Here is a 25,570-nt window from a genome sequence, read left to right as displayed (position 1 = left end):
CGGGGTCGGTGTGCGCCGAGGTGCGTGCGGGTGCGGGTGCGGGTGCGGGTGCGTCGTGTGTGGTGAGGGGTGAGGGGTGAGGGGTGTGGGTCTCGGGGGAGGCAGAGGCGGGCGGGGGTGCCCCTGCCTCCCTCGGGACGGGCCGACGGCGCCGGGAGGACGTCGGCCCGAGCGTGCGGCGCCCGCTACGCGTGACGGACCTGGAGTTCCTTGACCCCGTTCAGCCAGGCGGAGCGGAGGCGGCGGGGATCGCCCGCCAGCCGCAGACGCGGCATCGCGTCGGCGATCGCGTTGAAGATCAGGTCGATCTCCAGCGTGGCCAGGGACCTGCCGAGGCAGAAGTGCGGACCGCCGCCGCCGAAGCCGAGGTGCGGGTTGGGGTCACGGGTGATGTCGAAGACCTCGGGGTTCTCGAACACCTCGGGGTCGTTGTTGGCGGAGGAGTAGAAGATGCCGACGCGGTCGCCCTTCCTGATCCGCTGCCCGCCCAGTTCGTTGTCCTGGGTGGCGGTGCGCTGGAAGGCGACGACGGGGGTCGCCCAGCGGACGATCTCCTCGGCGGTGGTCTTCGGCCGTTCCCTCTTGTACAGGTCCCACTGGTCGGGGTGGGTGAGCAGGGCGTGCATCCCGTGGGTGATGGCGTTGCGGGTCGTCTCGTTGCCGGCGACCGCCAGCAGCAGGACGAAGAAGCCGAATTCGTCGGTGGCGAGGTTCCCCTGGTCCTCCGCCGCCACCAGCGTGCTGACGATGTCCTTGGCGGGGCACTGCTTGCGGTCCGCCGCCATGTTCATCGCGTACGAGATGAGTTCGGTGGCCGACTCGGCGCCGATCTCCTCGGTGATCGCGTACTCCGGATCGTCGTACGCCACCATCTTGTTGGACCAGTCGAAGATCTTGACGCGGTCCTCCTGCGGGACGCCGATGAGCTCGGCTATCGCCTGGAGCGGGAGCTCGCAGGCGACCTGGGTGACGAAGTCGAAGGAGCCGTCGGGGGCGGCCTGCGCGAGCGCGTTCGCGACGATCGAACCGGCGCGGGCGCGCAGCGCGTCCTCCAGCGAGCGGATGGCGCGCGGAGTGAAGCCGCGCTGCACGATCTGACGGACCCGGGTGTGCTCGGGCGGGTCCATGTTCAGCATGATGAGCCGCTGGACCTCGATCTGCTCGCGCTGGATGTGCTCGTTGAAGCGGATGACGGCGGTGTTGAGGAACGAGGAGAACAGTTCGGGGTGCGTCGAGACGTACTTGACGTCCGAGTGCCGGGTGACGGCCCAGTAGCCGTCGTCCTCGAAGCCGGCGACGCCGGGCTGTTGCGGGATCCAGTGGACCGGCTCGGCCCGGCGCAGCTCGGCGAACTCCGGGAGGGGCACGCGGTGGTGGAGTACGTCGGGGTCGGTGAAATCGAACCCGTCGGGCAGCGCTGGACAGGACATCGGCAACTCCAGGCTCTTTCTCGCACGTGATTCTGACGGGTCATCAGGAACATGGAATCGCCGTGAAGGTAGTAACGGGTTCTACAAGTCGCAAGAGGCGCGGGCCTCCCAATTGCGTGCGGGATTCGTACAGATCACGACTTCGGGAGCTGCACGACCCTTGCGGCGCGGGGGGTTCGCTCAGCAAACTGCACGCAGAACTGGTACGCGTTCTAGTTCTGCGCGGTGGGTGGGCCGGGACGCCCCGCGCTGCGCGGGTCAGCTGGGCCTGACCGTCGGGCAGGCCTGAGGAGAGGACGAGCCCCCATGGCCGCGGAACCCGTGATCGTCGAAGCCGTACGGACGCCCATCGGCAAGCGCGGTGGCGCGCTCGCCAATCTGCACCCCGCCTATCTCCTGGGCGAGACCTACCGTGAACTCCTCGGCCGCACCGGCATTCCCGCCGACTGCGTCGAGCAGATCGTCGGCGGCACGGTGACCCACGCCGGCGAGCAGTCGATGAACCCCGCGCGCACCGCCTGGCTGACGGTGGGACTGCCCTACGAGACGGCGGCGACGACGGTCGACTGCCAGTGCGGGTCCTCGCAGCAGGCCTCCCACATGGTCGCCAACATGATCGCGGCGGGCGTCATCGACGTCGGGATCAGCTGCGGTGTCGAGGCGATGTCGCGGGTGCCGCTGGGTTCGGGGTCCAAGCACGGGCCAGGCAAGCCGTTCCCCGACGAGTGGAACGTCGATCTGCCGAACCAGTTCGAGGCGGCCGAACGGATCGCGCGCCACCGCGGACTGACCCGCGAGAACGTCGACTCCCTCGGGCTCATCTCGCAGGAACGGGCCGCTGTGGCCTGGGCCGAGGAGCGCTTCAAGCGCGAGACGTTCGCCGTGCAGGTGCCCACCACCGAGGACGAACAGCGGGCGGGGCAGGGCATGTGGCGGCTCGTCGACCGGGACGAGGGGCTGCGCGACACGTCCATGGAGGCGCTGGCGAAGCTGAAGCCCGTGATGCCGACCGCCGTTCACACCGCCGGCAACTCCTCCCAGATATCGGACGGTTCGGCGGCCATCCTGTGGGCGTCCAAGCGGATGGCGCGGGCGCTGAAGCTGCGGCCGCGGGCGCGGATCGTGGCCCAGGCGCTGGTGGGTTCGGACCCGCACTTCCATCTGGACGGTCCGATCGACGCCACCCGGGCCGTGCTCGGCAAGGCCGGGATGTCCCTGAGGGACATCGACCTGGTCGAGATCAACGAGGCCTTCGCGTCCGTGGTGTTGAGCTGGGCGCAGGTCTTCGAACAGGACCTGGAGAAGGTGAACGTGAACGGGGGCGGGATCGCGCTCGGGCATCCCGTGGGGGCCACGGGGGCCCGGCTCATCACCACGGCGCTGCATGAACTGGAGCGTGCGGACAAGGAGTTCGCGCTGATCACGATGTGTGCGGGTGGGGGGCTGGCGACCGGGACGATCATTCAGCGGCTGTGAGGGGCTGTGGCTGGGCTTGCCTTGCTTCGACTTGGCTTGGCTCCGCTCGATTCGACCCGGCTCCGCTCGATTCGGCTCGGCTCTGGTGGGTTCACTCCCTGCCGGAGGTCGTCACGGCCAGTGCCGCCGGGACGAGCGCGGCGATCAGCAGGGGGAGGGCGAGGCCGTGGTTCAGGACGAGCCACGCGCCTAGCAGGGCGCCTGCGGCCATCGCCAGCACGGAGGCGGTCCGGCGCGGGGAGTGGTGGCCCGCGCCGCCGCCGAGGCGGGAGTCGGCGGCCAGGCCCGTGAGGGTCATCGTCAGGACGGTGGTCGTGAGGTCGGCGATGCCGAGCCTGCGTACCGTCGCGTTGCGCAGGCCCATCGCGAAGGCGGTGACGGCGATCACGGTGTAGGTGGTGGCGGTGGCGCCCGGGGCGGCGAAGGCCGCCGCCGCGCAGGCGAGCGTCAGGACGGCTTCGGCGGCGAACGCGGTGCGGGCCCAGGTGCGGCGTGAGCCGTCGCTCATCCGCACCGCGGTTCGTCCGCCGGTCGCGGCGCCCGCCACGAAGCAGCACAGCGAGGTGAGGGTGTGCGCCACGGAGAAGCCGGGTGCTCCGGCCGCGGCGAAGCCGAGCACCACCACGTTGCCGGTCATGTTCGCCGTGAAGACGTGGCCCAGGCCCAGGTAGCTCACCGCGTCGATGAGTCCGCTGACCACGGTCAGCGACAGCAGCGCGGGCACGAGGCGGAGGCCTCGTGACTCAGGGTCGTGGGGCTTGTCCGTCCGGGTGGTCATGGGGGTCAGTCCACCACGGGGCCCGGGCCGGGTTCCGGGTTCTGCCGGTGGGTGGGTCGGGGCCGTGCCGGTGCTCAGCCCGTCGCCGTTGGGTGAGGGGTGGGCGTCGGTGGCGACGGGCATCGATGTACCGGCACGGCCCCTCGCGTCGGGTCCCGTCTGCGGGTGCGTCGTGGGTCTGGGAAATTTCAGCCCCCAGCCCCTCCGGTGTTTGAGGAGCGGGGTCTGGGGCGGAGCCCCGGGGTGGGGCGGAGGGGGCGAGAGTCGCTTGTGGCTTTGCCGGGGGCCGGGGCTCGGGAGGAGAAGCGGGGTACGACAAAGGCGGCAGCCCCGGGAAACGGGGTGCCGCCTGTGTGTGCTGGGGGCTGATCAGTACCAGCCGTTGGCCTGCCAGAAGCTCCAGGCGCCGGCCGGGCTGCCGTAGCGGGAGTTCATGTAGTCCAGGCCCCACTTGATCTGGGTCTTGGGGTTGGTCTTCCAGTCGGAGCCGGCGGAGGCCATCTTCGAACCGGGCAGGGCCTGGACCAGGCCGTACGCACCGGACGAGGAGTTCGTGGCGTTGATGTTCCAGCCACTCTCGTGCTCGACGATCTTGCTGAAGGCGTTGAACTGACCGGCGTCCGGAATCATCGAGTGGGCGATCGACTTCGCGGCGGAGGCGCTGGTCGGCGTGGCGGCCTGGGCGGGCGCCGCGGCCAGGACCATACCGGCGGTGGCGGCGGCCACGGCGGTACCGGCGAGGGCCTTCTTCGGGGAAGAAACGATGCGGCGGATGACGGAGACGGACACGGAGAACCTGTTTCCTCGGGGACATGGAGTCGCTCGTACGTCGTGACCACGTGGTGTGTGGAAGGAGCGGCGTACGTCGGCGCCGCGGCCCGTGGGGGCTCGTGGTGCCTGGCGACGTCCACAAGACAAACAGGATCCGAGCCCGTCCGCAATGACCCTTTTTACTAGTTGTGGTCGCATCCGGGGTGAAGGTCCACTGTGTGACGGGGCTCTCAATCCCCAGGTCAGAGGGCATGACGACGCGTGCATGCCACGCCCGTTGATCTACGAAGCCGCTTCGTATGTGACGTGGGCCCTGTGGGCCGCTTCACCCCGTGGCTGACGGACGGTACGGGGCGGGCCACGCGGTGCTGCGGGGTGATGTGACGTGGGTCGCGGATCAGCGGGGTTCGAACGTGACCGGGCTCTCGAAGGCCGCCCGCCGCGTGGCCCGGCGCAGCGCCTTCAGGAGGGTCGTGCCGATCGTCAGGGTCAGGACGACGGTGACGACCGCCCGCCCCAGGTCCCAGCCGAGGGAGGTGGCCAGGCAGTAGGCGAGGAAGCGGGCGAGGTTGGCGGGGACGGCGGCGTGCGGGTCGAAGGCGATGTTCGAGGCCAGCGCGTCCATGAAGGGCCAGCCGGCCAGATTCATGACGGTGCCGTACGCGAAGGCGGCGAGGAAGCCGTATCCGGCGAGCATCAGGAGCTCCGCGCGGCCGCGCAGCCGGTCCGCCCCCGGCAGGAGCCCGGCCCCCATCGTGAACCAGCCCATGGCCAGCATCTGGAAGGGCATCCAGGGCCCCACCCCGCCGGTCAGCAGCGCCGACGCGAACATGGTCACGGACCCGAGCACATAGCCGAAACCAGGCCCGAGCACCCGCCCGCTCAGCACCATCAGGAAGAACATCGGCTCGATGCCGGCGGTCCCTGCCCCGATCGGGCGCAGCGCGGCGCCGGTCGCGGCCAGCACGCCGAGCATGGCGACCGCCTTCGGGCCGAGGCCCGACTCGGAGATCGTCGCCGCGACCACCGCGACCAGCAGGACGAGGAGCCCGGCGAACAGCCAGGGCGCGTCCTGGGCGTGTGCGCTGACCTGTGAGCCGGGACCCGCGAAGAGCGGCCAGGCGAACCCGGCGGCCCCGGTCGCGCTGACCAGGGCCAGGGCGGCGACGGAACGCGGGCCGAGGCGCACGGCTCGGGCCTGGGGTTGAGGCTGGGCCTGGGGCTGCGGGCGGGCGGCGGACGCGTCGGCGGTGGTCATGCGAGGGCCCTTCTGACCTGGGCGACGGTGAGCCATGGCGCGGGGGCCAGGATCTTGGCGACCTGCGGGGCGAAGGACGGGGACGCGACGACCACCTCGGCGGTGGGACCGTCGGCGACGACCTCGCCGTCCGCGAGGATCACCACACGGTCGGCGAGTTCGGCGGCGAGTTCCACGTCGTGGGTGGCCAGCACGATGGCGTGCCCCTCGGCGGCCAGTCCGCGCAGCACCTTGACCAGCCGGGCCTTGGCCGCGTAGTCGAGGCCGCGGGTCGGCTCGTCCAGGAGCAGCAGTGGGGGGCGGGCCGTCAGGACGACGGCCAGCGCCAGTGCCAGCCGCTGCCCCTCGGAGAGATCACGGGGGTGGGTGCCGTCCGCGATGTCCGGCAGCAGTTCGGACACCAGCGACCGGCAGGTTCCGGCGGAGGCCCCGGCGTCCTCGTCGGCCGCGGCGCACTCGGCGGCCACCGTGTCCGCGTACAGCAGATCCCGCGGCTCCTGCGGTACGAGTCCCACCCGCCGTACGAGGTCACGCGGCGCCAGGCGATGCGGCGCCGCACCGCCGACCCGTACGGAACCGGCGGTCGGCTCGACGAGCCCGACCAGCGCTGCGAGCAGCGTCGACTTCCCGGCGCCGTTGCGGCCCATCAGCGCGATGGTCTCGCCCGGCCCCGCCGTCAGATCGACCCGGCGCAGAGCCTCGACGCGCCCGCGCCGGACGGCCAGCGACGCGACGACGGCCGCCTGCGACGACGACGGGGCGGCGGCGGGGCCGCGGCCGCGACCGCGGAGGAGACGGGAGAGCGGGGAAGGGGAGGCGGCCGGGCGTTCCGGTGCCTCGGGAAGGGGCAGGGGCGGGCCGAGGGGAGCGGCGGGTCCGGCCGGAGCCGGAGCGGTGGTGGTGAGGCGCTCGCGCAGTGCTCCCGCCCCGCGTCGCGCGTCGCGCACGGTCAGGGGGAGCGGGGACCAGCCGGCCAGGCGGCCGAGGTCCACCACCGGCGGGCAGACCGGGGAGACGGCCATGATCTCGGACGGGGTGCCGAGCGTCAGCGGCGCTCCCGGCGCGGGCAGGAGGGCGAGCCGGTCGGCGTACTGGACGACGCGTTCCAGGCGGTGCTCGGCCATCAGGACCGTGGTGCCGAGGTCGTGGACCAGGCGCTGGAGGACGGCGAGGACCTCCTCGGCGGCGCCGGGGTCCAGGGCCGAGGTGGGTTCGTCGAGGACCAGGACCCGCGGGTGCGGGGTGAGCACCGAACCGATCGCGACCCGCTGCTGCTGGCCGCCGGACAGGGTGGCGATCGGGCGGTCGCGCAGGTCGGCCAGCGAGAGGAGGTCGAGGGTCTCCTCGACACGGCGGCGCATCACGGCCGGTGCCAGGCCCAGTGACTCCATGCCGTAGGCGAGTTCGTCCTCCACCGTGTCCGTCACGAAGTGGGACAGCGGGTCCTGGCCCACGGTGCCGACCACGTCCGCGAGTTCGCGCGGCTTGTGGGTACGGGTGTCCCGCCCCGCGACGGTGACCCGGCCGCGCAGCGTTCCGCCCGTGAAGTGCGGGACCAGTCCGCTCACCGCGCCCAGCACCGTCGACTTGCCGACCCCGGACGGGCCGACGAGCAGGACCAGTTCGCCCTCCGGCACCTCGAAGTCCACTCCCCGGACGGAGGGTTCGGCCGCGCCGGCGTACGTCACGGAGACATCCTCGAAGCGGATCACGAAGACTCCTCGGGGGCAGGGGTTCGCCGGGCGGCCGGGGCCGCGAAGGCGGGGAGCAGGCCGAGCAGGACGACCGCCGCCGGCCGGAGCGGGAGGGTGGGGGAGACCAGGGGGACGACGCCGGGGCGCAGCGCGGCGGGGTCGCTCGACGCGGCCACGATCATCAGGGCCGCGACCGCCACGCCCGACCCGGCGACCAGCCAGGCCCGGACGCCCCAGAGGTCGGGCCGGTACCGCGTCCGCGGTGTACGGCGGCCGCCCAGCCACAGGCCGCCGAGCGCCGCGCCGAGCCCGGCCAGCAGGACCGGCAGGCCGTAGCTGTCGCCCGCCGCGGTCAGCAGTCCGTAGGTGCCGGCGCAGACGCCGAGCAGCCCGCCCAGGGTGAGGGTCGCGGTGGTCCGGCGGACGGCGGCCGGGACCTGCGCCGTGCGCCCGTACCCGCGCGCGTCCATCGCCGCGGCCAGCGCGACCGAACGCTCCAGCGCGCCCTCCAGGACGGGGAGTCCGACGTGCAGGAGGCCACGCAGCCCCCGGTCGGGACGGCCGCGGAGCCGGCGCGCGGCGCGCAGCCGCTGGACGTCGGCGATCAGATGCGGCGCGAAGGTGAGCGCGACGACCACCGCGACGCCCGCCTCGTACAGCGCGCCCGGCAGCGACTTGAGCAGCCGTGCCGGGTTGGCGAGGGCGTTGGCCGCGCCGACGCAGACGAGGAGGGCGGCCAGCTTCAGGCCGTCGTAGAGCGCGAAGAGCAGGCCCTCGGCGGTGACCCGGCCACCGACGCGCACCCCCTGTGCCCAGTGCGGGAGGGGGATCTCGGGGAGGGTGACGATCACGTGCGTGCCGGGGATCGGGGAGCCGAGGAAGACGGCGAAGGCCAGGCGGATGACGAGGACGGCCGCCGCCAGTTTCACGAACGCGGTGTAGGAGCGGGCCCAGGGGGCGTCGGTGCGGTGAGTGGCCACCACGAACCCCGCCACCGCCATGAGCAGCGCGAGCAGAAGCGGATTCGTGGTGCGGGAGGCCGCCGTACCGAGCCCCAGCGCCCAGATCCACCAGGCCCCGGGGTGCAGGGCGTCGGCCCGCTTCGCCACGGAGACGGTACGCGAACCGCTCGTACCGCTCGTACGGCTGCGACGGAGGGAGAGGGAGAGGGGGAGAGCGCGGGGGCGGGGGCGGGAGGTGGGCGACGCACCCGCCGGGTCGGTGCTCGGCGGGGGCGTCGTCTCGTCCGGGTCCGGGCGCCGGGGGCCCGACACCCGGGGTTCCCGGTCCCGTTCGGGCGGGGCGGAGCCCCGTCGCGCCGTGGGGCGGTCGCCCGTGGAGGCGGTGGGGCGGTCGGACTTGGTCATGACCTGCGCCTAGCCCCTGCGCCGACGGGCCTGCCAGACGGCCGCCGCGCCCAGCACGGCCACCGCGGCCGCTCCCGCCAGCAGGCCCACCGAAGGGCCCTGCCGGGCCGGTGCGGAGGTGTGAGGGCGGGCGGACGCGGTGGGTCCGCCCGCCGCGACCGGGTCGCCGCAGCCCGTCCGCGGATAACCCGTGATGGCGCACAGCAGGGCGTTGGTGTCGTAGCGCAGGGGGCCCGCGACCGCGGCCAGGGCCTCCGCGGTGCTCGCGTCGGGGGCGACCTGGGCGCAGGCGGTACGCGCGGACGGCGGCCGCTCGCCGGACGGCGCGTCGGCGGCGGTACCCGGGTCGATGACCAGGGCCACCCGCTTCTTGCCGTGCAGGGCGGGCGTCTTGGCGCATATCGCGGCGAACTCCCGCTCCCCGCGCGGCTGTACGGCGTGCTGGGAGTCCTCGCTCACCGCGAAGCGGAAGCCCTGGACGTCGCCGTCGGACGGCCGCGCGGTCGACGGACCCTGGGTGGCGTAGGTCCACTTCCCGCCGGTCAGGTCCCAGAAGGACCAGTAGCGGTAGCCGACGGCTCCGGCCTGCCCCGCGCCGCCGAGGACGAGGAGCAGGAGAGCCAGCGCCAGGGCCAGAAGGGGCGCGGTCGTCCGACGGGCGGTCACAGCTGGCGCTTCTTGTTGCGGCCGCTGATCAGGAAGCCGATGCCGATGCCCGCGACCAGGCCGACGCCGACGATCCACCAGACGCCGAGCCCGTTGCCGTCGTCCTTCTTCTCGTCGTTCTTCTTCTCGCTCGGGCTCGCCGAGGCACCCGCCGCGGCCGGCGCCGGGCCCGTGGCGTTGAGCTGTGCCACGAGGTCCTTGCCGCCGAAGTCGCGCGGGTCGGTGCCGGTGGCGTGCGCGGCGAAGATCAGCTGCGCGTACGCGGCGGGACCGGACTTGGCCGCCCAGTCCGCGGAGTTCTTCTCCAGCCAGGCGAGCGGCTTCTGCGCGGGCTTCGTCGCACCGATGGCCGACAGGGCCACGACCGCGTCCGCCGTGTTGCCGTAGTCGGGCTGGTCCTTGGCACCGGGGAGCGCGGACTTCAGGTACGAGGTCTTCGCCAGCGCCTTGGCGAGATAGCCGGCGCCGTTCCCCGCCGCGGTCGCGATGTCGGGAGTGTCGAGGGTGTGGCAACCCGTGAGGTCGAACGCGTAGCCGGTCGCCGCCACGAAGCCCTGGCCCATGCCGGCCGTCACGCCCGCCGCGGTGGCGTCCGCGTTCGCCGCCAGCTTGCCCTTCTTGTCGGGCTGGTAGGCGAAGGCGCCGTCTCCCTCGCTGTCGCAGGTCGTCGACAGCTTCAGCAGGGCGTCGAAGGGGGACTTGCCGTCCTTGGAGACGCTCGCGGGCTTCTTGCCGACCGCCTTCAGCGCGCCGATCACGACGGACGTCGAGTTGGTGTCGCTGGGTCCGCCGGCCATGTAGCCCCAGCCGCCGTCCTTGTTCTGCGCGGACGTGAGCCAGGTCGTGGCCTTGCCGGTGGCGTCGTCGTGGCCGCCGAGTGCGGCGAGGGCCTGGACGGCGGCCGCGGTGCTGTTGGTGTCGACCTGCGTCTTGGCGTCGCACGCGGCACTCGCGTCGGCGCGGTACGCGGCGAAGGCACCGTTCGCGCACTGCTGGCCGGTCAGCCAGTCCACGGCCTTCTCGGCGGGCCGCACACCGACGGTGTGCTGGGCGAGCAGCGCGAGCGACTGGCGCCACACGCCGTCGTAGGTCGGGTCGCCGGCGCCGAACAGGCCCGAGGGCAGCGCCACCGAGGGCGACGGCGACGGGGAGGAGTCGGCGGAGGCGGCCGGTGCGACGACCGCCCCGATGACGGCGGTGGCGGCCAGTACCGCTGCGGTGCGGCGAACAAACATGACTCTCCCTGCGGGGAGCCGGGCAGCACCGGGCACGCTGAGGTATCCGGGCGGCTCCGGCTCCGTATCCCTCGACGATGCCGGCCGTCGGCGGGCTGCCGAGGGCACGAGCCGGTCACGTCCCGTGCGAGGCGATCCGGCTCACCACCGAAGTGGATCACGGTTGCGGGTCAGCGCCGGATTCGCACCGGCTTCTCCTCGTAAGGGTGTGATGACGACGCGCACACTCTACCGGCCGCCCGGATTCCGCCGGGTGTTGCCTGGGGCACGGGCCCGGAGTGACCTGGGCGACATCCGCTAGGTTCGGGTCATGCGAACGGGGAGACTGCTCGGCTCGGGGCGTTCGGCGGATGTCTACGAGATCGACGAGGCGTGGGTGCTGCGGCGGGACCGCGAGGGCTGGGGAGATGCGACGGCCGAGGCGGCGGTGATGCAGCACGTGCACGCGCACGGTTATCCGGTGCCGGGGGTGCGGGCCGCGACCGGCGGGGACCTGGTGATGGAGCGGCTGTCCGGGCCGACCATGCTGGAGGCCTTCGGCCAGGGTCTGCTCTCCGCCCAGGAGGCGGGCCTCACCCTGGCCCGGCTGCTGCGCAAGCTGCACATCGTGCCCGCGCGGCTCTCCGCCGACCCCGCCGTCCGTGTGCTGCACCTGGATCTGCACCCCGACAACGTGATGCTCACCCCGGACGGGCCGAAGGTCATCGACTGGTCCAACGCGGAGGAGGGGGCACCCGGTCTCGACTGGGCCATGTCCGCCGTGATCCTCGCCCAGGTCGCCGTCGGCGGCGAGGCGATCGGGGACGTGGCCGAGGAGACGCTGGAGGCGCTGCTCGACGGCAACGAGGACCAGGTGACGGAGGAGGGGCTCGAGGAGGCGGGATCGCGCAGGGCGGCCGACCCGACGATGAGCACGCGTGAGGCCGGACTCCTGGGTGAGGCGGACGCGTTGATACGGGAGCTGCTGGGCTGAGCGACCGGCTGGGCGCGGGAGTTGCTGGGCTGGGCGACCGGCTGGGCGTGGGAGTTGCTGGGCTGGGCGATCGGCTGGGCGCGGGAGTTGCTGGGCTGGGCGATCGGCTGGGCGCGGGTGACGCCTGGCCGGGTGATCGGAGTGCGTGGGGCTCGGTCGGGCTGGAGGCTCGGCGGGTGTGGGTTCGACCGGGCCGGGTGATCGGTGGGTGGGGCTGTGTCACACCGCCGTGTAGGTCACCGGGTCGCTGCCCGTCACCGCTTCCGCCCGGCCCAGCTTCACCAGTCGGCGGATGTGGGCCTCGGCCTCGGAGACCGCGATGTTCCGTGATCCGTAGGGGATGTCGGCCCAGGGGCGGTTCCACTCCATGCGTTCGGCGAGCTGCCAGGGCGTGAGCGGTACGGAGAGCAGCGCGAGCAGGCCGGTCAGCCGCTCCTCGTGGTGCGCGAGCAGCTCCGCGACCCGGGACGGGGCGTCGGTGAACACGTGCTGGTGGGCCGGGAGCACCTCGGCGGGGGCGAGGCGTCCGACGCGCTCCAGGGAGTCGAGGTAGTCGCCGAGCGGGTCGGCGATCTCCCCGAGGCCCTCGATCCCGTTCGCGTAGGGAGGGCGCCCGTGGGTGTCCGGGTCCTCGTAGAGACCGATGTGCGGGGTGATCCTCGGCAGCAGGTGGTCGCCGGAGAACAGGCGTCCGTTGCCGGGCAGCCGGTCCGGGTGGGCCTCCTCCAGGTGGAGGCATACGTGCCCGGGTGTGTGGCCGGGGGTCCAGACGGCGCGCAGCCGGCGGCCGGGCAGGGGCAGGAGTTCGCCGGGGACGATCTCGCGGTCGGGCAGCGCGGGGGAGAAGCCGGGCAGGGTGCTGGGGCGGCGGAGCGAGCGGGGTGCCTCGCGGAGCGGGGCGACATGTTCCTCCGGGGCTCCGGAGGCCTCCAGTTTGGCGGCCATGTAGGCGAACCAGCCCTCGGGCCGGGTCTCCCGGGTGCGCCGGACGATCGCCGCGTCGGCGGCGTGCATCGCGATCCAGGCACCGGACGCCTCCCGGACCCGGCCCGACAGGCCGTGGTGGTCGGGGTGGTGGTGGGTGATGACCACGCCGTGGATCTCCGCGACCGAGGTCCCGCAGCCGGTGATCCCCTCGACGAGCGTGTCCCAGGAGGCCGGGTCGTCCCAGCCGGTGTCGACGAGCACGGGCCCCGCGTCGGTGTCGACCAGGTACACCAGAGTGTGGCCGAGGGGGTTGTCCGGGATGGGGACGCTGATGGACCGTACGCCCCCGCCGTGATCGGTCACCTGCGTCATGCGCTTCCACCCATCGCCGATTCCCGCCACTATAACTAGAACGGGTTCCAATGGGAGCCCGAGCCGACTGTTCCGTCCGGGCGGACGGCGGTGTCCGTGCCGTGGACTCATGTGGCGGGAACTGGTATCAGTTCTCGTATCTGATGCACCGTCAGACATGGTGCCGGAGAGCGCCCTTGGGAGGCAGTCGGCCATGACCGAGCTCGTGGAACACGGACAGCTGTTCATCGGCGGGGAGTTGACCGACCCGCTCGGCAAGGACGTCATCGAGGTGATCTCGCCGCACACCGAGGAGGTCATCGGCCGGGTGCCGCACGCCTCCGCCGCGGACGTCGACCGCGCCGTCGCCGCGGCGCGCCTGGCGTTCGACGAGGGACCCTGGCCGCGCATGAGCCTCGACGAGCGGATCGCCGTCGTGACCCGGATCAAGGACGCCATCGCCGTACGGCACGAGGAGATCGCCCGCGTCATCTCCTCGGAGAACGGCTCCCCCTACTCCTGGAGCGTCCTCGCGCAGGCCCTCGGCGCGATGATGGTGTGGGACACGGCGATCACGGTCGCGCGCGGCTACACGTACGAGGAGACCCGCGACGGAGTCCTCGGCCGGATCCTCGTCCGCCGTGAGCCGGTGGGCGTGGTGGCGGCCGTGGTCCCGTGGAACGTCCCCCAGTTCGTGGCGGCGGCCAAACTCGCGCCCGCCCTGCTGACCGGCTGCACGGTCGTACTGAAGCCGTCCCCCGAATCGCCCCTGGACGCCTATCTGCTCGGCGAGATCGCGAAGGAGGCCGGGCTGCCCGAAGGGGTGCTGTCGATCCTCCCGGCCGACCGCGAGGTCAGCGAGTACCTGGTCGGACACCCCGGCGTCGACAAGGTCTCCTTCACCGGCTCGGTCGCGGCCGGCAAGCGGGTGATGGAGGTCGCCGCCCGCCATCTCACCCGCGTGACACTGGAGTTGGGCGGCAAGTCGGCGGCCGTGGTGCTGCCCGACGCGGACCTCGGCACCTCCGTCCCCGGGATCGTCTCGGCTGCCTGGATGAACAACGGCCAGGCCTGCGTGGCCCAGACCCGCATCCTCGTGCCCCGCTCGCGCTACGACGAGTTCGCGGACGCCTTCGCCACGGCGGCGAACGCGCTGGTCGTCGGTGATCCGCTCGACCCTGCCACCCAGGTCGGACCGCTGGTCGCCGAGCGGCAGCGGCGGCGCAGCCTCGACTACATCCGCATCGGACAGGAGGAGGGCGCCAAGATCCTGGCCGGCGGCGGACGCCCGCAGGGGCTGGACCGCGGCTGGTACGTCGAGCCGACCCTGTTCGGGGACGTCGACAACACCATGCGCATCGCCCGGGAGGAGATCTTCGGCCCGGTGATCTGTCTGCTCCCCTACGGCGACGAGGCCGAGGCGGTGAAGATCGCCAACGACTCCGACTACGGGCTGAGCGGCAGCGTCTGGACGGCGGACGTCGCCCATGGCATCGACATCGCCCGCCAGGTCCGTACCGGCACCTACTCGGTCAACACCTTCAGCCTCGACATGCTGGGCCCCTTCGGCGGCTACAAGAACTCGGGCCTGGGGCGGGAGTTCGGGCCCGAGGGGTACGGCGAGTTCCTGGAACACAAGATGATCCACCTGCCGGCCGGCTGGGAGGCCTGAGGATGGGCGACCGCTGGCAGGTCGAGGTCGACCGTTCCGTCTGCATCGGCTCGGCCCAGTGCGTCCACCTCGCCCCGGACGCCTTCCGCCTCGACGCCGGCATGCAGTCCCATCCCGTCGAGCCGGAGACCGACGCCAACGAGAAGATCCTCGAAGCGGCCGAGGGCTGCCCGGTCGAGGCCGTCATGATCTCGCTTCTGGCCGGCGGCGAGCCCGTGTTCCCGCCCGAGGAATAGGGCCTGTCGTGACCGCTTCGGCCGGCCGGGGTGTCCCGGGCCTTCCGGTCCTCCCGGCCGGCCAGGGCGTCCCGGTCTTCCCGGTCGTCCCGGTCGTCCCGGAGGGGCTACCGGCCGTTCGGGTCGGTCAGGTCGATCAGACGGCAGACCGTCTCGATGTCTATCTTGACCTGGGCGATCGAGGCACGGCCGGAGAGCCAGGTGATCAGGGCCGAGTGCCAGGTGTGCTCGATGACGCGGACGGCGGAGAGCTGGGCCGGCGTCGGGTCGGCGAGGCCCATCGCGTCCAGGACGATCACCGTGGTCTGCCGCGAGACCTGGTCGACCTCGGGGCTGACACTGCGGTCCGCGAACGTGAGCGCGCGGACCATCGCGTCGGCCAGATGCGGCTCGCGCTGGAGCGCGCGGAACGCCCGCATCAGTGTCTCCGCCACCCGCTCCGCGGCCGTGTCCCCGGCCGGCGGCTTCTTGCGCAGCGTCCCGTGCATGTGCTCCAGCTGGTCCTGCATCGTGGCGACCAGCAGATGCACCTTCGAGGGGAAGTAGCGGTACAGGGTGCCGAGAGCGACCTGGGACGACTCCGCGACCTCGCGCATCTGCACGGCGTCGAAGCCGCCCCGGCTGGCGAGCTGCGCGCTCGCGTGCAGGATCCGGCGGCGGCGCGCCTCCTGCCGCTCGGTGAGCGGCGCGGAGGCGGGATGCGACAGGGAGTGCGGCCGGGTGTGCGCGGCACCGGAAGGCACGGCGGGCGTGCCGCCCCCCGGCGCCGGTCGCGCGTTCTTCGAGTCCGCCTTGGCTTCCGCAGGCATGGGTCCGTTCCGTGACATCAGCGAGAGGGAGCGACGAGCCGGCCCGCCAGGGGGTGACACCACCGGGTGGACCAGCTGATCCCGCCGCCCGTCGTGGCGTGAATCACCTGATCCACCGCTCACAGCGGCGCTACCTGCCGGTAGATTCAGTGCTCCGTGAACGATCAAGTCTGAAACTTGTTCTAGATTAGCGTCCCGGCGTAATCTCGCGGGAAAGTGCAGGGAGAAGGGGACCGGAAGTGACCGCTGAGGCCATGGAGGCGGACCCCGGGAAGGGTACGGCAGCCGACGGGGAACCACCCCTGCGCATCGCGCTTCTCACGTACAAGGGAAACCCGTTCTGCGGCGGCCAGGGTGTCTACGTACGGCATCTCTCGCGCGAACTCGCCCGCCTCGGCCACCGTGTCGAGGTCATCGGCTCCCAGCCCTACCCCGTCCTCGACGAGGGCCTTCCCGGGCTGAGCCTCACCGAGCTGCCCAGCCTGGACCTGTACCGCCAGCCCGACCCCTTCCGCACCCCCGCGCGCGACGAGTACCGCGACTGGATCGACGCCCTCGAGGTCGGCACCATGTGGACCGGCGGCTTCCCCGAGCCGCTGACCTTCTCGCTGCGCGCCCGCCGTCATCTGCGGGCCCGGCGCGGAGAGTTCGACGTCATCCATGACAACCAGACGCTCGGCTACGGACTGCTGGGGGACGTCGGCGCCCCGCTGGTGACCACCATCCACCACCCCATCACCGTCGACCGGCAACTGGAACTGGACGCCGCCGAGGGCTGGCAGCGCCGGGCCTCGGTCCGCCGCTGGTACGCCTTCACCCGCATGCAGAAGCGCGTCGCGCGCCGCCTGCCGTCCGTCCTCACCGTCTCCGGCACCTCCCGGCAGGAGATCGTCGACCACCTGCGGGTGGAGCAGGACCGCATCCACGTCGTCCACATCGGCGCGGACACCGACCTCTTCTCGCCGGACCCCTCCGTGCCCCAGGTGCCGGGCCGCATCGTCACCACGTCCAGCGCCGATGTCCCGCTCAAGGGCCTGGTGTTCCTCGTCGAGGCGCTCGCGAAGGTGCGTACCGAACACCCGGGCGCGCACCTCGTCGTCGTCGGCAGGCGCGCCGAGGACGGGCCGGTCGCCCAGGCCATCGAGCGGTACGGCCTGGAGGGCGCCGTCGAGTTCGTCAAGGGCATCTCCGACGCCGAGCTCGTCGACCTCGTCCGCTCGGCCGAGGTCGCCTGCGTGCCCTCCCTGTACGAGGGCTTCTCGCTGCCCGCCGCCGAGGCGATGGCCACCGGTACCCCGCTCGTGGCCACCACCGGCGGAGCGATCCCGGAGGTCGCGGGACCCGACGGCGAGACCTGCCTCGCGGTTCCCCCGGGCGACCCGGGAGCGCTGGCCGCCGCCCTCGGCCGGCTCCTCGGTGACCCCGCACTCCGGGCACGGCTCGGATCCGCCGGGCGCGAGCGTGTCCTCGCGCGCTTCACCTGGGCCAGGGCGGCCGAGGGTACGGTGGCCCACTACCGTGCGGCGATGGCCCTTTCCGCGTCCCGGCTCCGCCCGCGCGGGGCCGCGGACACCGACGGGCGCGGCGGCGCGCCGGACGCCGGCTCCCCGGCGACCCCGGGACCCGACCGCGCCGAGGCCGCGGAAGCCGCTCCCGCCGCCGAAGAACTAGTTGCAGCCAATCGCGAAAGCAGGGCCACGTGCTGACCGTCGACTTCTCCCGGTTCCCGCTCGCCCCCGGCGACCGCGTCCTGGACCTCGGATGCGGTGCCGGCCGGCACGCCTTCGAGTGCTACCGGCGCGGCGCGCAGGTCGTGGCGCTGGACCAGAACGGCGAGGAGATCCGCGAGGTCGCCAAGTGGTTCGCGGCGATGAAGGAGGCCGGGGAGGCGCCCGCGGGTGCCACCGCGACGGCCATGGAGGGCGACGCGCTCGCGCTGCCCTTTCCCGACGAGTCCTTCGACGTCGTGATCATCTCCGAGGTCATGGAGCACATCCCGGACGACAAGGGCGTCCTCGCCGAGATGGTCCGGGTGCTCAAGCCGGGCGGGCGTATCGCCATCACCGTGCCGCGCTACGGCCCGGAGAAGGTCTGCTGGGCGCTGTCCGACGCCTACCACGAGGTCGAGGGCGGCCACATCCGCATCTACAAGGCGGACGAACTGCTCGCGAAGATCCGCGAGGCCGGCCTGCGGCCCTACGGCTCCCACCACGCGCACGCGCTGCACTCGCCGTACTGGTGGCTGAAGTGCGCGTTCGGCGTCGACAACGACAAGGCGCTGCCCGTGCGGGCGTACCACAAGCTGCTCGTCTGGGACATCATGAAGAAGCCGCTGGCCACCCGGGTCGTCGAGCAGACGCTGAACCCCCTGATCGGCAAGAGCTTCGTGGCGTACGCGACCAAGCCGCACCTGCCGAAGCTCGCTGGGACGTCCGCGAAGGCCGCTTCCGAGGCGGACGCCACGTGACCACTCCCCGGCGGACCGAACACCTCGTCCTGCCCGGGGTCCTCACCGCCGAGGAGGCCGCCGCCACGGTGCGCGGGATCCTCGCGGTGCAGCGCCCCGACGGAGCCATCCCGTGGTTCCGCGGCCACCACCTCGACCCGTGGGACCACACCGAGGCCGCCATGGCGCTCGACGCGGCCGGCGAGCACGAGGCCGCCGAGCGGGCCTACGAGTGGCTGGCACGGCATCAGAACGAGGACGGGTCCTGGTACGCGGCCTACGCGGACGGGGACTTCGAGGACGTCACCGACCGCGGCCGCGAGACCAACTTCGTCGCGTACATCGCGGTGGGCGTCTGGCACCACTACCTGGCGACCGGCGACGACATCTTCCTGGACCGCATGTGGCCGACGGTCTACGCGGCCATGGAGTTCGTGCTGCGGCTCCAGCAGAGCGGCGGACAGATCGGCTGGAAGCGCGAGGACGACGGAACGGCGGTCGGCGACGCGTTGCTGACCGGGAGTTCGTCGGTCCATCACGCGCTGCGCTGCGCCCTTGCCATCGCCGAGCAGCGCGAGGAGGCGCAGCCCGACTGGGAACTGGCGGTCGGCGCGCTGCGGCACGCGATCCGGCTGCACCCGGAGCGGTTCCTCGACAAGGGCCGCTACTCCATGGACTGGTACTACCCGGTGCTCGGCGGCGCGTTGACGGGTGCCGAGGCCAAGTCCCGTATAGAGGAGGGCTGGGACCGCTTCGTGGTGCCCGGTCTCGGGGTGCGCTGCGTGGTTCCCAACCCGTGGGTGACCGGCGGTGAGTCGGCCGAACTCGCCCTGGCGCTCTGGGCGGTGGGTGAGTCGGACCGCGCTCTGGAGATCCTCCAGTCCATCCAGCACCTGCGTGATCCGCAGTCCGGTCTGTACTGGACGGGCTATGTCTTCGAGGACCGGGCCGTCTGGCCCGAGGAGCTCACCACCTGGACGGCGGGCTCCCTGCTCCTGGCGGTCGCCGCACTGGGCGGCGACGAGGCCACCTGCGCGGTCTTCGGCGGCGAGCGACTGCCGGTCGGCCTGAACCCCGACTGCTGCACGCCCACCCGCTGAAGGTCCGGACGGTCCTGGCTTCCCGGACCGTCCGGACGCTCGGGTTCCGCGGGGTGCTCCGGGCCGCCGGCGCCGGTCAGTGCCGGTGTATTCGGTTGGCGACCGCGTGGCCGATGAACAGGTAGACGACGGCGGCGAGGCCGTAGCCGGCGACGACACGCGCCCACTCCTTGTCGAAGGTGAACAGGTCGCGCGACCAGCCGGCCAGCCAGGCCGCGGTGCTGTGGATGAACTGCACGAGGTCGTTGCCACGATTGGCGTCGAGCAGATACATCAGGATCCAGAGACCCAGGATGACGGCCATGACATCCGCGATGATCGCGATGACCGTACCCGCCTGATTCGAACCGTTGCGATATCTAGGGGACATGTCCAGCGGATTGCCCGTCGGCCCCGGATGAAACCCGAACGGGCCGCGCCGACCGGCACGGCCCGTTCGGGCCCGGGTGGGGCTGCCGGGGAGAGCGCGGGCGCGGAGGTCGGGGACAAGGCGGCGTCGGCGTCCCGGCTAGGTGGCGGCCGACGACGCCGTCGGGGCGTCCTAGGCGTTCAGCTCGGCCAGTACGCGCAGGGTGTGGGGGTCCGGGGACAGGACCAGCAGGTCGGTCACCGGGCCCTTGCGCCACAACTCCAGCCGCTCGGCGATGCGTTCACGCGGTCCGACGAGCGAGATCTCGTCCGCGAAGGCGTCGGGGACGGCCAGGACGGCCTCTTCCCGGCGCCCTTCCAGGAACAGCCGCTGGATCCTGCGGGCTTCCTCCTCGAAGCCCATCCGGGCCATCAGATCGGCGTGGAAGTTGCGGGCCGCGTGCCCCATCCCGCCGATGTAGAAGCCGAGCATCGCCTTGACCGGCAGCAGCCCTTCGGCGACGTCGTCACAGACGTGCGCGCGGGCCATCGGCGCCACGAGGAAGCCCTCGGGCAGCTCGGTGAGCGAGGCCTCGTACGCCTGGGGACGCGTCGGCGACCAGTACAGCGGCAGCCAGCCGTCCGCGATCCGCGTCGTCTGCGCGATGTTCTTCGGGCCTTCGGCGCCGAGCAGGATGGGCAGTTCGGCCCGCAGGGGGTGCGTGATCGGCTTGAGCGCCTTGCCGAGTCCCGTTCCGTCGGCGCCCCGGTAGGGGTGGGAGTGGAAGCGGCCGTCCAGCTCGATGGGCCCCTCGCGCCGCAGGACCTGGCGTACGACGTCGACGTACTCCCGGGTCGCGGTCAGCGGCGACTTCGGGAACGGCCGCCCGTACCAGCCCTCGACGACCTGGGGCCCCGACAGACCGAGCCCCAGCATCATGCGCCCGCCCGACAGATGGTCGAGGGTGAGCGCGTGCATCGCGGTGGTGGTGGGGGAGCGGGCCGCCATCTGCGCGATCGCCGTGCCGAGCCGGATGCGCGTGGTCTTCGCGGCGATCCAGGTGAGCGGGGTGAACGCGTCCGAGCCCCAGGACTCCGCCGTCCACACCGAGTCGTAGCCGAGCCGCTCCGCCTCGACGGCGAGCGGCACATGGTCCGCCGAGGGGCCGCGCCCCCAGTAGCCGAGCGCGAGACCGAGCCGCATGTCGCCTCCAGAAACAGAGTCCTGATGGTCCGTCAGATCATGGCGTGCTGCGACTGTACGACAACGGCCCCCCGCCGGAAAGGGCGAGGGGCCGTCGCGAGAGCGATGCGCGGATCAGCCGCGCTGGATCCCCGAGGTGTCCTGAAGCACACCGCGACGGCCGTCCTGCGTCTGCGCCACCAGGGTCGCACCACGCTGCTCGACGGCCAGGTACCAGGTGCCCGGCGCCAGTTCGGCGATCGGCGACGGCGAACCGTCCTCACCGAACAGCGGCCGCGCGACCGGAACGGCGAACCAGAACGGCGAGAAGTCCTGGGCCGGGGTCTGCGTCTGCGGCGTCGACGGCAGGCTCGGCTGGCCGCCGAACGGCTGCGTGGGCTGCGAGGGCTGGGCGCCGTAGGGCTGCTGGCCGGGCTGACCGGGCTGGCCGGGCTGCGAGGCGCCCGGGTAGCCGTAACCACCCTGCGGCTGGCCGCCGTAGGGCTGAGGGGCGATCGGGGTCGGGGCGCCGACGAGCGCGGCCTGGAGGGCCGGAACGAGCGGGGTCGCGACGGCCGCGCCGGCCAGGACGAGGGCCGCGATGAAGCCGAGGATGAGGCCGGCGGAGGCGCTGGCGGTGTCCGGGACGTCCACGATCGACCAGAACAGGGTCCAGGCCACCAGCACCGTGAAGGCCGCACCGACCGTGCCCAGGTCGAGTCCGAGAACCTTGCGCGGCTGCGGCAGGCAGCGGTTGACGACGATCAGGGCCGCGCCGATGACCCCGCCCATGTAGATGCCGAGGCCTTCGCCGAGGCTGTCCCAGGCGTTCGAGTCAACGCTGTACCCGGAAAAGGAGTAGAGATTGAGGAACGACGCGATGAACAGCAACACCGCTGCTCCGATCACCACGCCGTCGCCTCGAGTGAGGGAGCGGATATTCACTTCAGGTCCTTCGTCAGTCGTCTCGTCGTCGGTGAGGCATCGCTGTGCACCGTGTCGCCGACATAGTGCCGTTGTCAGGACTCGGTGTGAAGCGCGGGGGTGGCCCTTTATCGTACGGACGACCTTATCGCCCGGACGATCAGGGTGTCCGCCGGGTTGAGTCCGTAGATCACTACCCGTGCAGGAAACCAACGATTCCTTCAGAGATCCCCCGTGCCGCCTTCTCTCGCCACGCGCCACTGGTGAGCAGCGCAGCGTCCTTCGTATCGCGCATGTTGCCGCACTCGATGAACACCTTGGGAACCGTTGACAGATTGAGACCGCCGAGATCCTTACGGACCACCAGTCCGGTGCCGTCACCGACGTAGTTGGAGGGCGCGCTGCCCGTCTCGCGGACGAACAGCCCGGCGATGTGCTCGCCGAGGTCGCGGGAAGAGGCGACGATCGGACGGGTGTCGGCGGCGCCCGCGTGCACCGACGCCGGGAGGATCACGTGGAAGCCGCGGTTGCCGGCCCCCGACCCGTCGGCGTGGAGGGAGACGACCGCGTCCGCGTGCGCCGTGTTGCCGATACGGGCCCGCTCGTCGACGCAGGGGCCGAAGGACCGGTCGCCGTCCTGGGTCAACTTCACCGTGGCGCCCTGCTTTTCGAGGATGGCCCGCATCCGGTGCGCGACGTCGAGGGTGAACCGGGCCTCCGTGTAACCCGCGTTGGTCGACGTGCCGGTCGTGTCGCACTCCTTCCAGTTCGTCCCGATGTTCACCTTGCGGTTGATCTCGGACGTGTGCCGGAAGTTGTCGGGGTTGTGCCCCGGGTCGATGACGATGACCTTGCCCTTGAGGGAGCCGGAGGCGGCGGGCTTCGAGGACGAGGAGGACGAGGACGAGGAGGACGAGGGCGCCGGGGTCGACGGCGTATCCCCCCTGCCGTCGTCCGTCGTGGAGGCGGATGCCCGCGAGGAGGGGGAGACGGAGCCGGGCGCGGAGGACGACGAAGCGGGAACGGCCCGGTCGGAACCGCCCCCCGAATCGTCTCCCACGGCCTGCCACACCACGTACCCGGCCAGTGCGCCGGGTACGAGCGCGGCGAGCGCGACGGTGAGCGGACCGCGCCGGGAGCGGCGCGGCTGGGGCGGATCGAAGTCAGGGCCTACGTACGACACGTCAGCCACCATACCGGCTGTCCATGGTGTGCATCGGGAATCAGCGGAAGCCGAAATACCAGGTCAGAGGCGCCGAATCGCATCACCGCACACAGTTTGTGAGGCACGCGTGATACGGCGCACTGCCGGTGCGGAAACACCGGCAGGCGCCTAGACCCGACCCGTCTGAACCAAGGAGGCAGGCCAATCGTGTGGACCGGTGACCACGGCGACGTGACGTTCCCCGAACCGTTCTGGTGCCTGGGAGAGCACGGGCAGGAGAGCCACCGCCCGCGCTTCGTTCCTTGAGGCCGGGGCTTTCGCGTGTCCTGGTACAGCCAGCCGACCAACGCGGCGTAGGCGGCGCCGACCCGGAGCAGGCCGCGCCTGGTCTCGCCCTTCGCCGACCGGACCAGCTTGTCGATCAGCTGGTACTGGGCAGAGACGGTGCCGATCAGGTCGTGCGGGCCGAGGAACATGTCCGCCCGGTAGTGGCCCTCCAGCTGCTGCTGAAAGTAGGTGATCAGGGCGGGGTCGACGTGCTGCGGCGCGATCGGGCCGACGATGAGCGCGGCAGCGGTGACGGACACGAACGCGCGGCGCTTCACATCGGCCTCTTCGTGATGCTCGGGGCGGATCCAACCGGGCGGCGTGGTGAATCCCAGATCTTCGGGCCAGCGGCCGAGCGCGTCATGCAGGACGATCGCGGTCTCCTCGGCCGGCCAGCCGGGACGCTCCCCTTCCCAGCGTCGCCAGGTACGCGCCGAGACGGTGAACTGGTTGTCATCGAGAAGCCGTTGCCCGTGCTCCGTCACCTCGACGGCGGCCTGCCCGATGGTCCGCCAGCCGGCACGGAGCCGTGCGGCTCTCAGCGCGTCGTTGTGGCCCATGCGTCCAGTCTGAGGTGTCATCGCGCCCTGCCCCGGCCGTGGCCGCTACGTGGCCGCGCGTGGCCACGCTGCGACCTATCCGCGTCTCACCGTGCACATTCATCATCGCGGTGTGGCTATGGGACGTACACAGAACGCGGCAGAGGACACCGAGGCAGAGCAGGGCTCACGCCCGGTGGACATCGAGACGATGCGCGCCTGCACGCGCCGACTGCTCGCTGAGGACGCCCCAGTTCCCGACCCGGACGAACTCGACACGCTAACGCTTCAGTTGCGCGGGCACATCATGCTCCTCATCCCCGGAGTCGAGGAGGCCGCGGCTCGTCTGCCGAAGAACGACATCCCCCGCTATTGCGCGCTCGCCTGCATCGGCGAAGCCCGCGGCAAGCTGAATGCCCGCCCGCGTCCTGGCCACGCAACCGAACTGGCTCACGCCCGCCGTCTGGCCCGCGTTGTCAACGCCCTCGTCGACCATTACGAGAGTCTCGGCTGAGCAGGCTCCCGCCCGTCCTCGCATCGCGTTGCGCCTGGGCAAGGGAGGGAACAAGCGGCCCCGGTCAGTGGGTGCATCCCGGCCGGGGTCCACTCGTACACTCCGCGCATGGATGGGTGGAAGTTCTGGTGGGGGATCGCTGCGTTCTTTCTCGGCGGCCTGTCGACGCAGTTGAACGGGTGGTTGACGTATCGGCGGCAGCGTGCAGACAAGAAGGCGGACGACGCGGCTGCAACGCAGGCCCGCAGTGACGAGTTCGAGTTGCAGCACCTCGTCGAGTTCAATCAGCTGCTACGCAATGCTGCCGAAGCACTGCATGCCTGGGAACAGGCAGACCGCCAGTTTCGGCATCTGAGGGATACCAACAGCCTGGACGACGACGCCGCAGAACGTCGGATGCAGGCGCACGATGCCTCAGAAGCCGCCATCGGCGCGGCTGAATCCCAGGTCGGCTACATCCTCGTAGATGAGATCAGAACCGCAGCTCACCGAGCCGTAGACGACTTCTACGCCCTCAACGCAATGATTTTCGAGGGCGTCGGTGATCATGGAATGATTCGCTTGCACGACCAGACGGCCGAGGTTCACAGTGCCATTGGGGCGCGAGTGCGGGGCATTTACGCTGGCCGGAACGCCATTTAGTGATCGGGCGTGATTATGCTGGCCCCTTTGTTTCTGAGACAGGGGGCCTTGCTTCCGGCTCCTGCTAAGGCGCTGGCGGCAGGTCCTCCGGACGAGCCTGGACGCCGAACTTAGGCATGCCTCTTCTCCCAGCGGGCACGGTTGACATCCCGCCTGGTGAGGAAGCCGCGCATCGCGGGTGAGAGGGGGCCGCGGACGAGGAAGTCGTCGCCATAGGTGGCTTCGAGGTCAGCCCACGCGATGGGCATGAGGCGTCGGCCGCGTTCGAAGGGATGGATCCAGATCCAATCCAGCACGCGATGCCCCTCCGCGAACGACAGCCCAGCAGCGCCGGCCGCGATCGGGAACGTCGCCGAGACCTCCTGTGCATCGAACAGGACCACTTCGGCTCCGTTCAACTGCCCGTAGAAGTCGATGAACGCAGCCTCGAAAGGTGGGAAGTCGAATCGCATCTCCCGCCGGAAGCACTTACCGAACGCCTCAACGATCCTCCGCAGGCGCATCTCTTCCCTTGCTGGGATGAGCGCATGACCATACTCGGGCTTGTCCGCGTACAGCAGCGGATACATCTTGATGGCGGTTCTCTCGCTGGCCCCGTCAGCGCCGGGCCAAAAGCCTGCCAACTCCTCACGACGCTCAGCTATAACGGCCTTACGGGTCTCGGGCGGCAACTCACTCAGGGACATGCCACCGTCCTTGCCGGTCACAGCCAGAGCAGCAGCGAAAAGCGGCGACTCCA

At 71.5% G+C, this 25,570-nt stretch carries 24 protein-coding genes and 1 pseudogene; 9 read left to right on the top strand and 16 right to left on the bottom strand.

Features of this window, described 5'->3' with window-relative positions; translation table 11 throughout:
* Window positions 1–185: 185 nt before the first annotated feature.
* The gene (locus OG485_RS14950; protein ID WP_328668807.1) at window positions 186–1,430 is read right to left on the bottom strand and encodes a cytochrome P450; all 1,245 of its coding nucleotides are present in this window, start codon (window positions 1,428–1,430) and stop codon (window positions 186–188) included.
* Between the two features lie 306 nt (window positions 1,431–1,736).
* On the opposite strand from OG485_RS14950, the gene OG485_RS14945 reads away from it, so the two are divergent.
* Window positions 1,737–2,906 carry a steroid 3-ketoacyl-CoA thiolase gene (locus tag OG485_RS14945; protein WP_328668806.1) on the top strand — a complete coding sequence of 390 codons (1,170 nt, stop codon included), beginning with the start codon at window positions 1,737–1,739 and terminating at the stop codon, window positions 2,904–2,906.
* A 91-nt stretch (window positions 2,907–2,997) separates the two neighbouring features.
* Here OG485_RS14945 and OG485_RS14940 read toward each other — a convergent pair whose 3' ends face one another.
* The 7 genes from OG485_RS14940 to OG485_RS14910 form a co-directional block, all read right to left on the bottom strand.
* The gene (locus tag OG485_RS14940) at window positions 2,998–3,684 is read right to left on the bottom strand and encodes a YoaK family protein (protein ID WP_328668805.1); all 687 of its coding nucleotides are present in this window, start codon (window positions 3,682–3,684) and stop codon (window positions 2,998–3,000) included.
* Between the two features lie 369 nt (window positions 3,685–4,053).
* Window positions 4,054–4,473, bottom strand: a complete 420-nt coding sequence (locus OG485_RS14935) for a transglycosylase SLT domain-containing protein (RefSeq protein WP_328668804.1) — start codon at window positions 4,471–4,473, stop codon at window positions 4,054–4,056.
* Between the two features lie 379 nt (window positions 4,474–4,852).
* The gene (locus OG485_RS14930; RefSeq protein WP_328668803.1) at window positions 4,853–5,713 is read right to left on the bottom strand and encodes an ECF transporter S component; all 861 of its coding nucleotides are present in this window, start codon (window positions 5,711–5,713) and stop codon (window positions 4,853–4,855) included.
* The gene (locus OG485_RS14925; protein WP_328668802.1) at window positions 5,710–7,425 is read right to left on the bottom strand and encodes an ABC transporter ATP-binding protein; all 1,716 of its coding nucleotides are present in this window, start codon (window positions 7,423–7,425) and stop codon (window positions 5,710–5,712) included. The genes OG485_RS14930 and OG485_RS14925 overlap by 4 nt, the downstream gene beginning before the upstream one ends.
* A complete protein-coding gene (locus tag OG485_RS14920) occupies window positions 7,422–8,774 on the bottom strand; it encodes an energy-coupling factor transporter transmembrane component T (protein WP_328668801.1) in 1,353 nt (450 codons plus the stop codon). The genes OG485_RS14925 and OG485_RS14920 overlap by 4 nt, the downstream gene beginning before the upstream one ends.
* 9 nt (window positions 8,775–8,783) lie before the next feature.
* Window positions 8,784–9,440 (bottom strand): SCO2322 family protein, encoded by a 657-nt coding sequence (locus tag OG485_RS14915; protein ID WP_328668800.1) that lies wholly within the window; start codon window positions 9,438–9,440, stop codon window positions 8,784–8,786.
* Window positions 9,437–10,675, bottom strand: a complete 1,239-nt coding sequence (locus tag OG485_RS14910; RefSeq protein ID WP_328668799.1) for a prenyltransferase/squalene oxidase repeat-containing protein — start codon at window positions 10,673–10,675, stop codon at window positions 9,437–9,439. The genes OG485_RS14915 and OG485_RS14910 overlap by 4 nt, the downstream gene beginning before the upstream one ends.
* A gap of 310 nt (window positions 10,676–10,985) precedes the next feature.
* Between OG485_RS14910 and OG485_RS14905 the strand changes: the two genes are divergently transcribed.
* On the top strand, window positions 10,986–11,648 hold the full coding sequence (locus tag OG485_RS14905) for a phosphotransferase (RefSeq protein ID WP_328668798.1): 663 nt from the start codon (window positions 10,986–10,988) through the stop codon (window positions 11,646–11,648).
* Window positions 11,649–11,867: 219 nt separating this feature from the next.
* On the opposite strand, the gene OG485_RS14900 is transcribed toward OG485_RS14905, so the two are convergent.
* Entirely contained in the window at window positions 11,868–12,947 is a 1,080-nt protein-coding gene (locus tag OG485_RS14900) for an MBL fold metallo-hydrolase (protein WP_328668797.1), read from the bottom strand.
* 193 nt (window positions 12,948–13,140) lie between these two features.
* Here OG485_RS14900 and OG485_RS14895 point away from each other — a divergent pair, with 193 nt between their 5' ends.
* Together OG485_RS14895 and OG485_RS14890 are read left to right on the top strand one after the other, a co-directional pair.
* Complete coding sequence (locus tag OG485_RS14895; protein ID WP_328668796.1) at window positions 13,141–14,598, top strand: aldehyde dehydrogenase; 1,458 nt, start codon at window positions 13,141–13,143, stop codon at window positions 14,596–14,598.
* A 2-nt stretch (window positions 14,599–14,600) separates the two neighbouring features.
* Entirely contained in the window at window positions 14,601–14,834 is a 234-nt protein-coding gene (locus tag OG485_RS14890) for a ferredoxin (RefSeq protein ID WP_326788086.1), read from the top strand.
* A 107-nt stretch (window positions 14,835–14,941) separates the two neighbouring features.
* Here the strand turns inward: OG485_RS14890 and OG485_RS14885 are convergent, their stop codons facing one another.
* A complete protein-coding gene (locus OG485_RS14885; RefSeq protein ID WP_328668795.1) occupies window positions 14,942–15,643 on the bottom strand; it encodes a TetR family transcriptional regulator in 702 nt (233 codons plus the stop codon).
* 239 nt (window positions 15,644–15,882) lie between these two features.
* Here OG485_RS14885 and OG485_RS14880 point away from each other — a divergent pair, with 239 nt between their 5' ends.
* From OG485_RS14880 to OG485_RS14870, 3 genes are read left to right on the top strand one after another with little or no spacing between them, the layout of a single operon-like run.
* A complete protein-coding gene (locus tag OG485_RS14880; protein WP_328668794.1) occupies window positions 15,883–17,349 on the top strand; it encodes a glycosyltransferase family 4 protein in 1,467 nt (488 codons plus the stop codon).
* On the top strand, window positions 17,343–18,110 hold the full coding sequence (locus OG485_RS14875) for a class I SAM-dependent methyltransferase (protein ID WP_328668793.1): 768 nt from the start codon (window positions 17,343–17,345) through the stop codon (window positions 18,108–18,110). The genes OG485_RS14880 and OG485_RS14875 overlap by 7 nt, the downstream gene beginning before the upstream one ends.
* The gene (locus OG485_RS14870; protein ID WP_328668792.1) at window positions 18,107–19,189 is read left to right on the top strand and encodes a prenyltransferase/squalene oxidase repeat-containing protein; all 1,083 of its coding nucleotides are present in this window, start codon (window positions 18,107–18,109) and stop codon (window positions 19,187–19,189) included. The genes OG485_RS14875 and OG485_RS14870 overlap by 4 nt, the downstream gene beginning before the upstream one ends.
* Before the next feature lie 76 nt (window positions 19,190–19,265).
* On the opposite strand, the gene OG485_RS14865 is transcribed toward OG485_RS14870, so the two are convergent.
* The 5 genes and pseudogenes from OG485_RS14865 to OG485_RS44025 form a co-directional block, all read right to left on the bottom strand.
* Window positions 19,266–19,559: a hypothetical protein gene (locus tag OG485_RS14865; protein WP_326788091.1), complete on the bottom strand. Its 294-nt coding sequence runs from the start codon at window positions 19,557–19,559 to the stop codon at window positions 19,266–19,268.
* A 171-nt stretch (window positions 19,560–19,730) separates the two neighbouring features.
* A complete protein-coding gene (locus tag OG485_RS14860; protein ID WP_328668791.1) occupies window positions 19,731–20,741 on the bottom strand; it encodes an LLM class F420-dependent oxidoreductase in 1,011 nt (336 codons plus the stop codon).
* A 114-nt stretch (window positions 20,742–20,855) separates the two neighbouring features.
* Complete coding sequence (locus OG485_RS14855; protein WP_328668790.1) at window positions 20,856–21,632, bottom strand: hypothetical protein; 777 nt, start codon at window positions 21,630–21,632, stop codon at window positions 20,856–20,858.
* Between the two features lie 205 nt (window positions 21,633–21,837).
* Window positions 21,838–22,827, bottom strand: a complete 990-nt coding sequence (locus tag OG485_RS14850; RefSeq protein WP_328668789.1) for an N-acetylmuramoyl-L-alanine amidase — start codon at window positions 22,825–22,827, stop codon at window positions 21,838–21,840.
* Between the two features lie 305 nt (window positions 22,828–23,132).
* Window positions 23,133–23,696: pseudogene (locus OG485_RS44025) on the bottom strand (Twin-arginine translocation pathway signal); the annotation flags it as partial.
* A gap of 118 nt (window positions 23,697–23,814) precedes the next feature.
* Here OG485_RS44025 and OG485_RS14840 point away from each other — a divergent pair.
* Together OG485_RS14840 and OG485_RS14835 are read left to right on the top strand one after the other, a co-directional pair.
* Entirely contained in the window at window positions 23,815–24,189 is a 375-nt protein-coding gene (locus tag OG485_RS14840; protein WP_328668787.1) for a DUF6415 family natural product biosynthesis protein, read from the top strand.
* Between the two features lie 108 nt (window positions 24,190–24,297).
* Window positions 24,298–24,831, top strand: coding sequence for a hypothetical protein (locus tag OG485_RS14835; protein ID WP_328668786.1), 534 nt, complete (start codon window positions 24,298–24,300; stop codon window positions 24,829–24,831).
* Between the two features lie 110 nt (window positions 24,832–24,941).
* Here the strand turns inward: OG485_RS14835 and OG485_RS14830 are convergent, their stop codons facing one another.
* The gene (locus OG485_RS14830; protein ID WP_328668785.1) at window positions 24,942–25,517 is read right to left on the bottom strand and encodes a hypothetical protein; all 576 of its coding nucleotides are present in this window, start codon (window positions 25,515–25,517) and stop codon (window positions 24,942–24,944) included.
* Window positions 25,518–25,570 lie beyond the last annotated feature (53 nt).

Origin of the sequence: Streptomyces sp. NBC_00328 (assembly GCF_036139655.1) — a bacterium.
Classification (GTDB): Bacteria; Actinomycetota; Actinomycetes; order Streptomycetales; family Streptomycetaceae; genus Streptomyces.
This window is presented reverse-complemented; position numbering and strand designations above follow the sequence as displayed.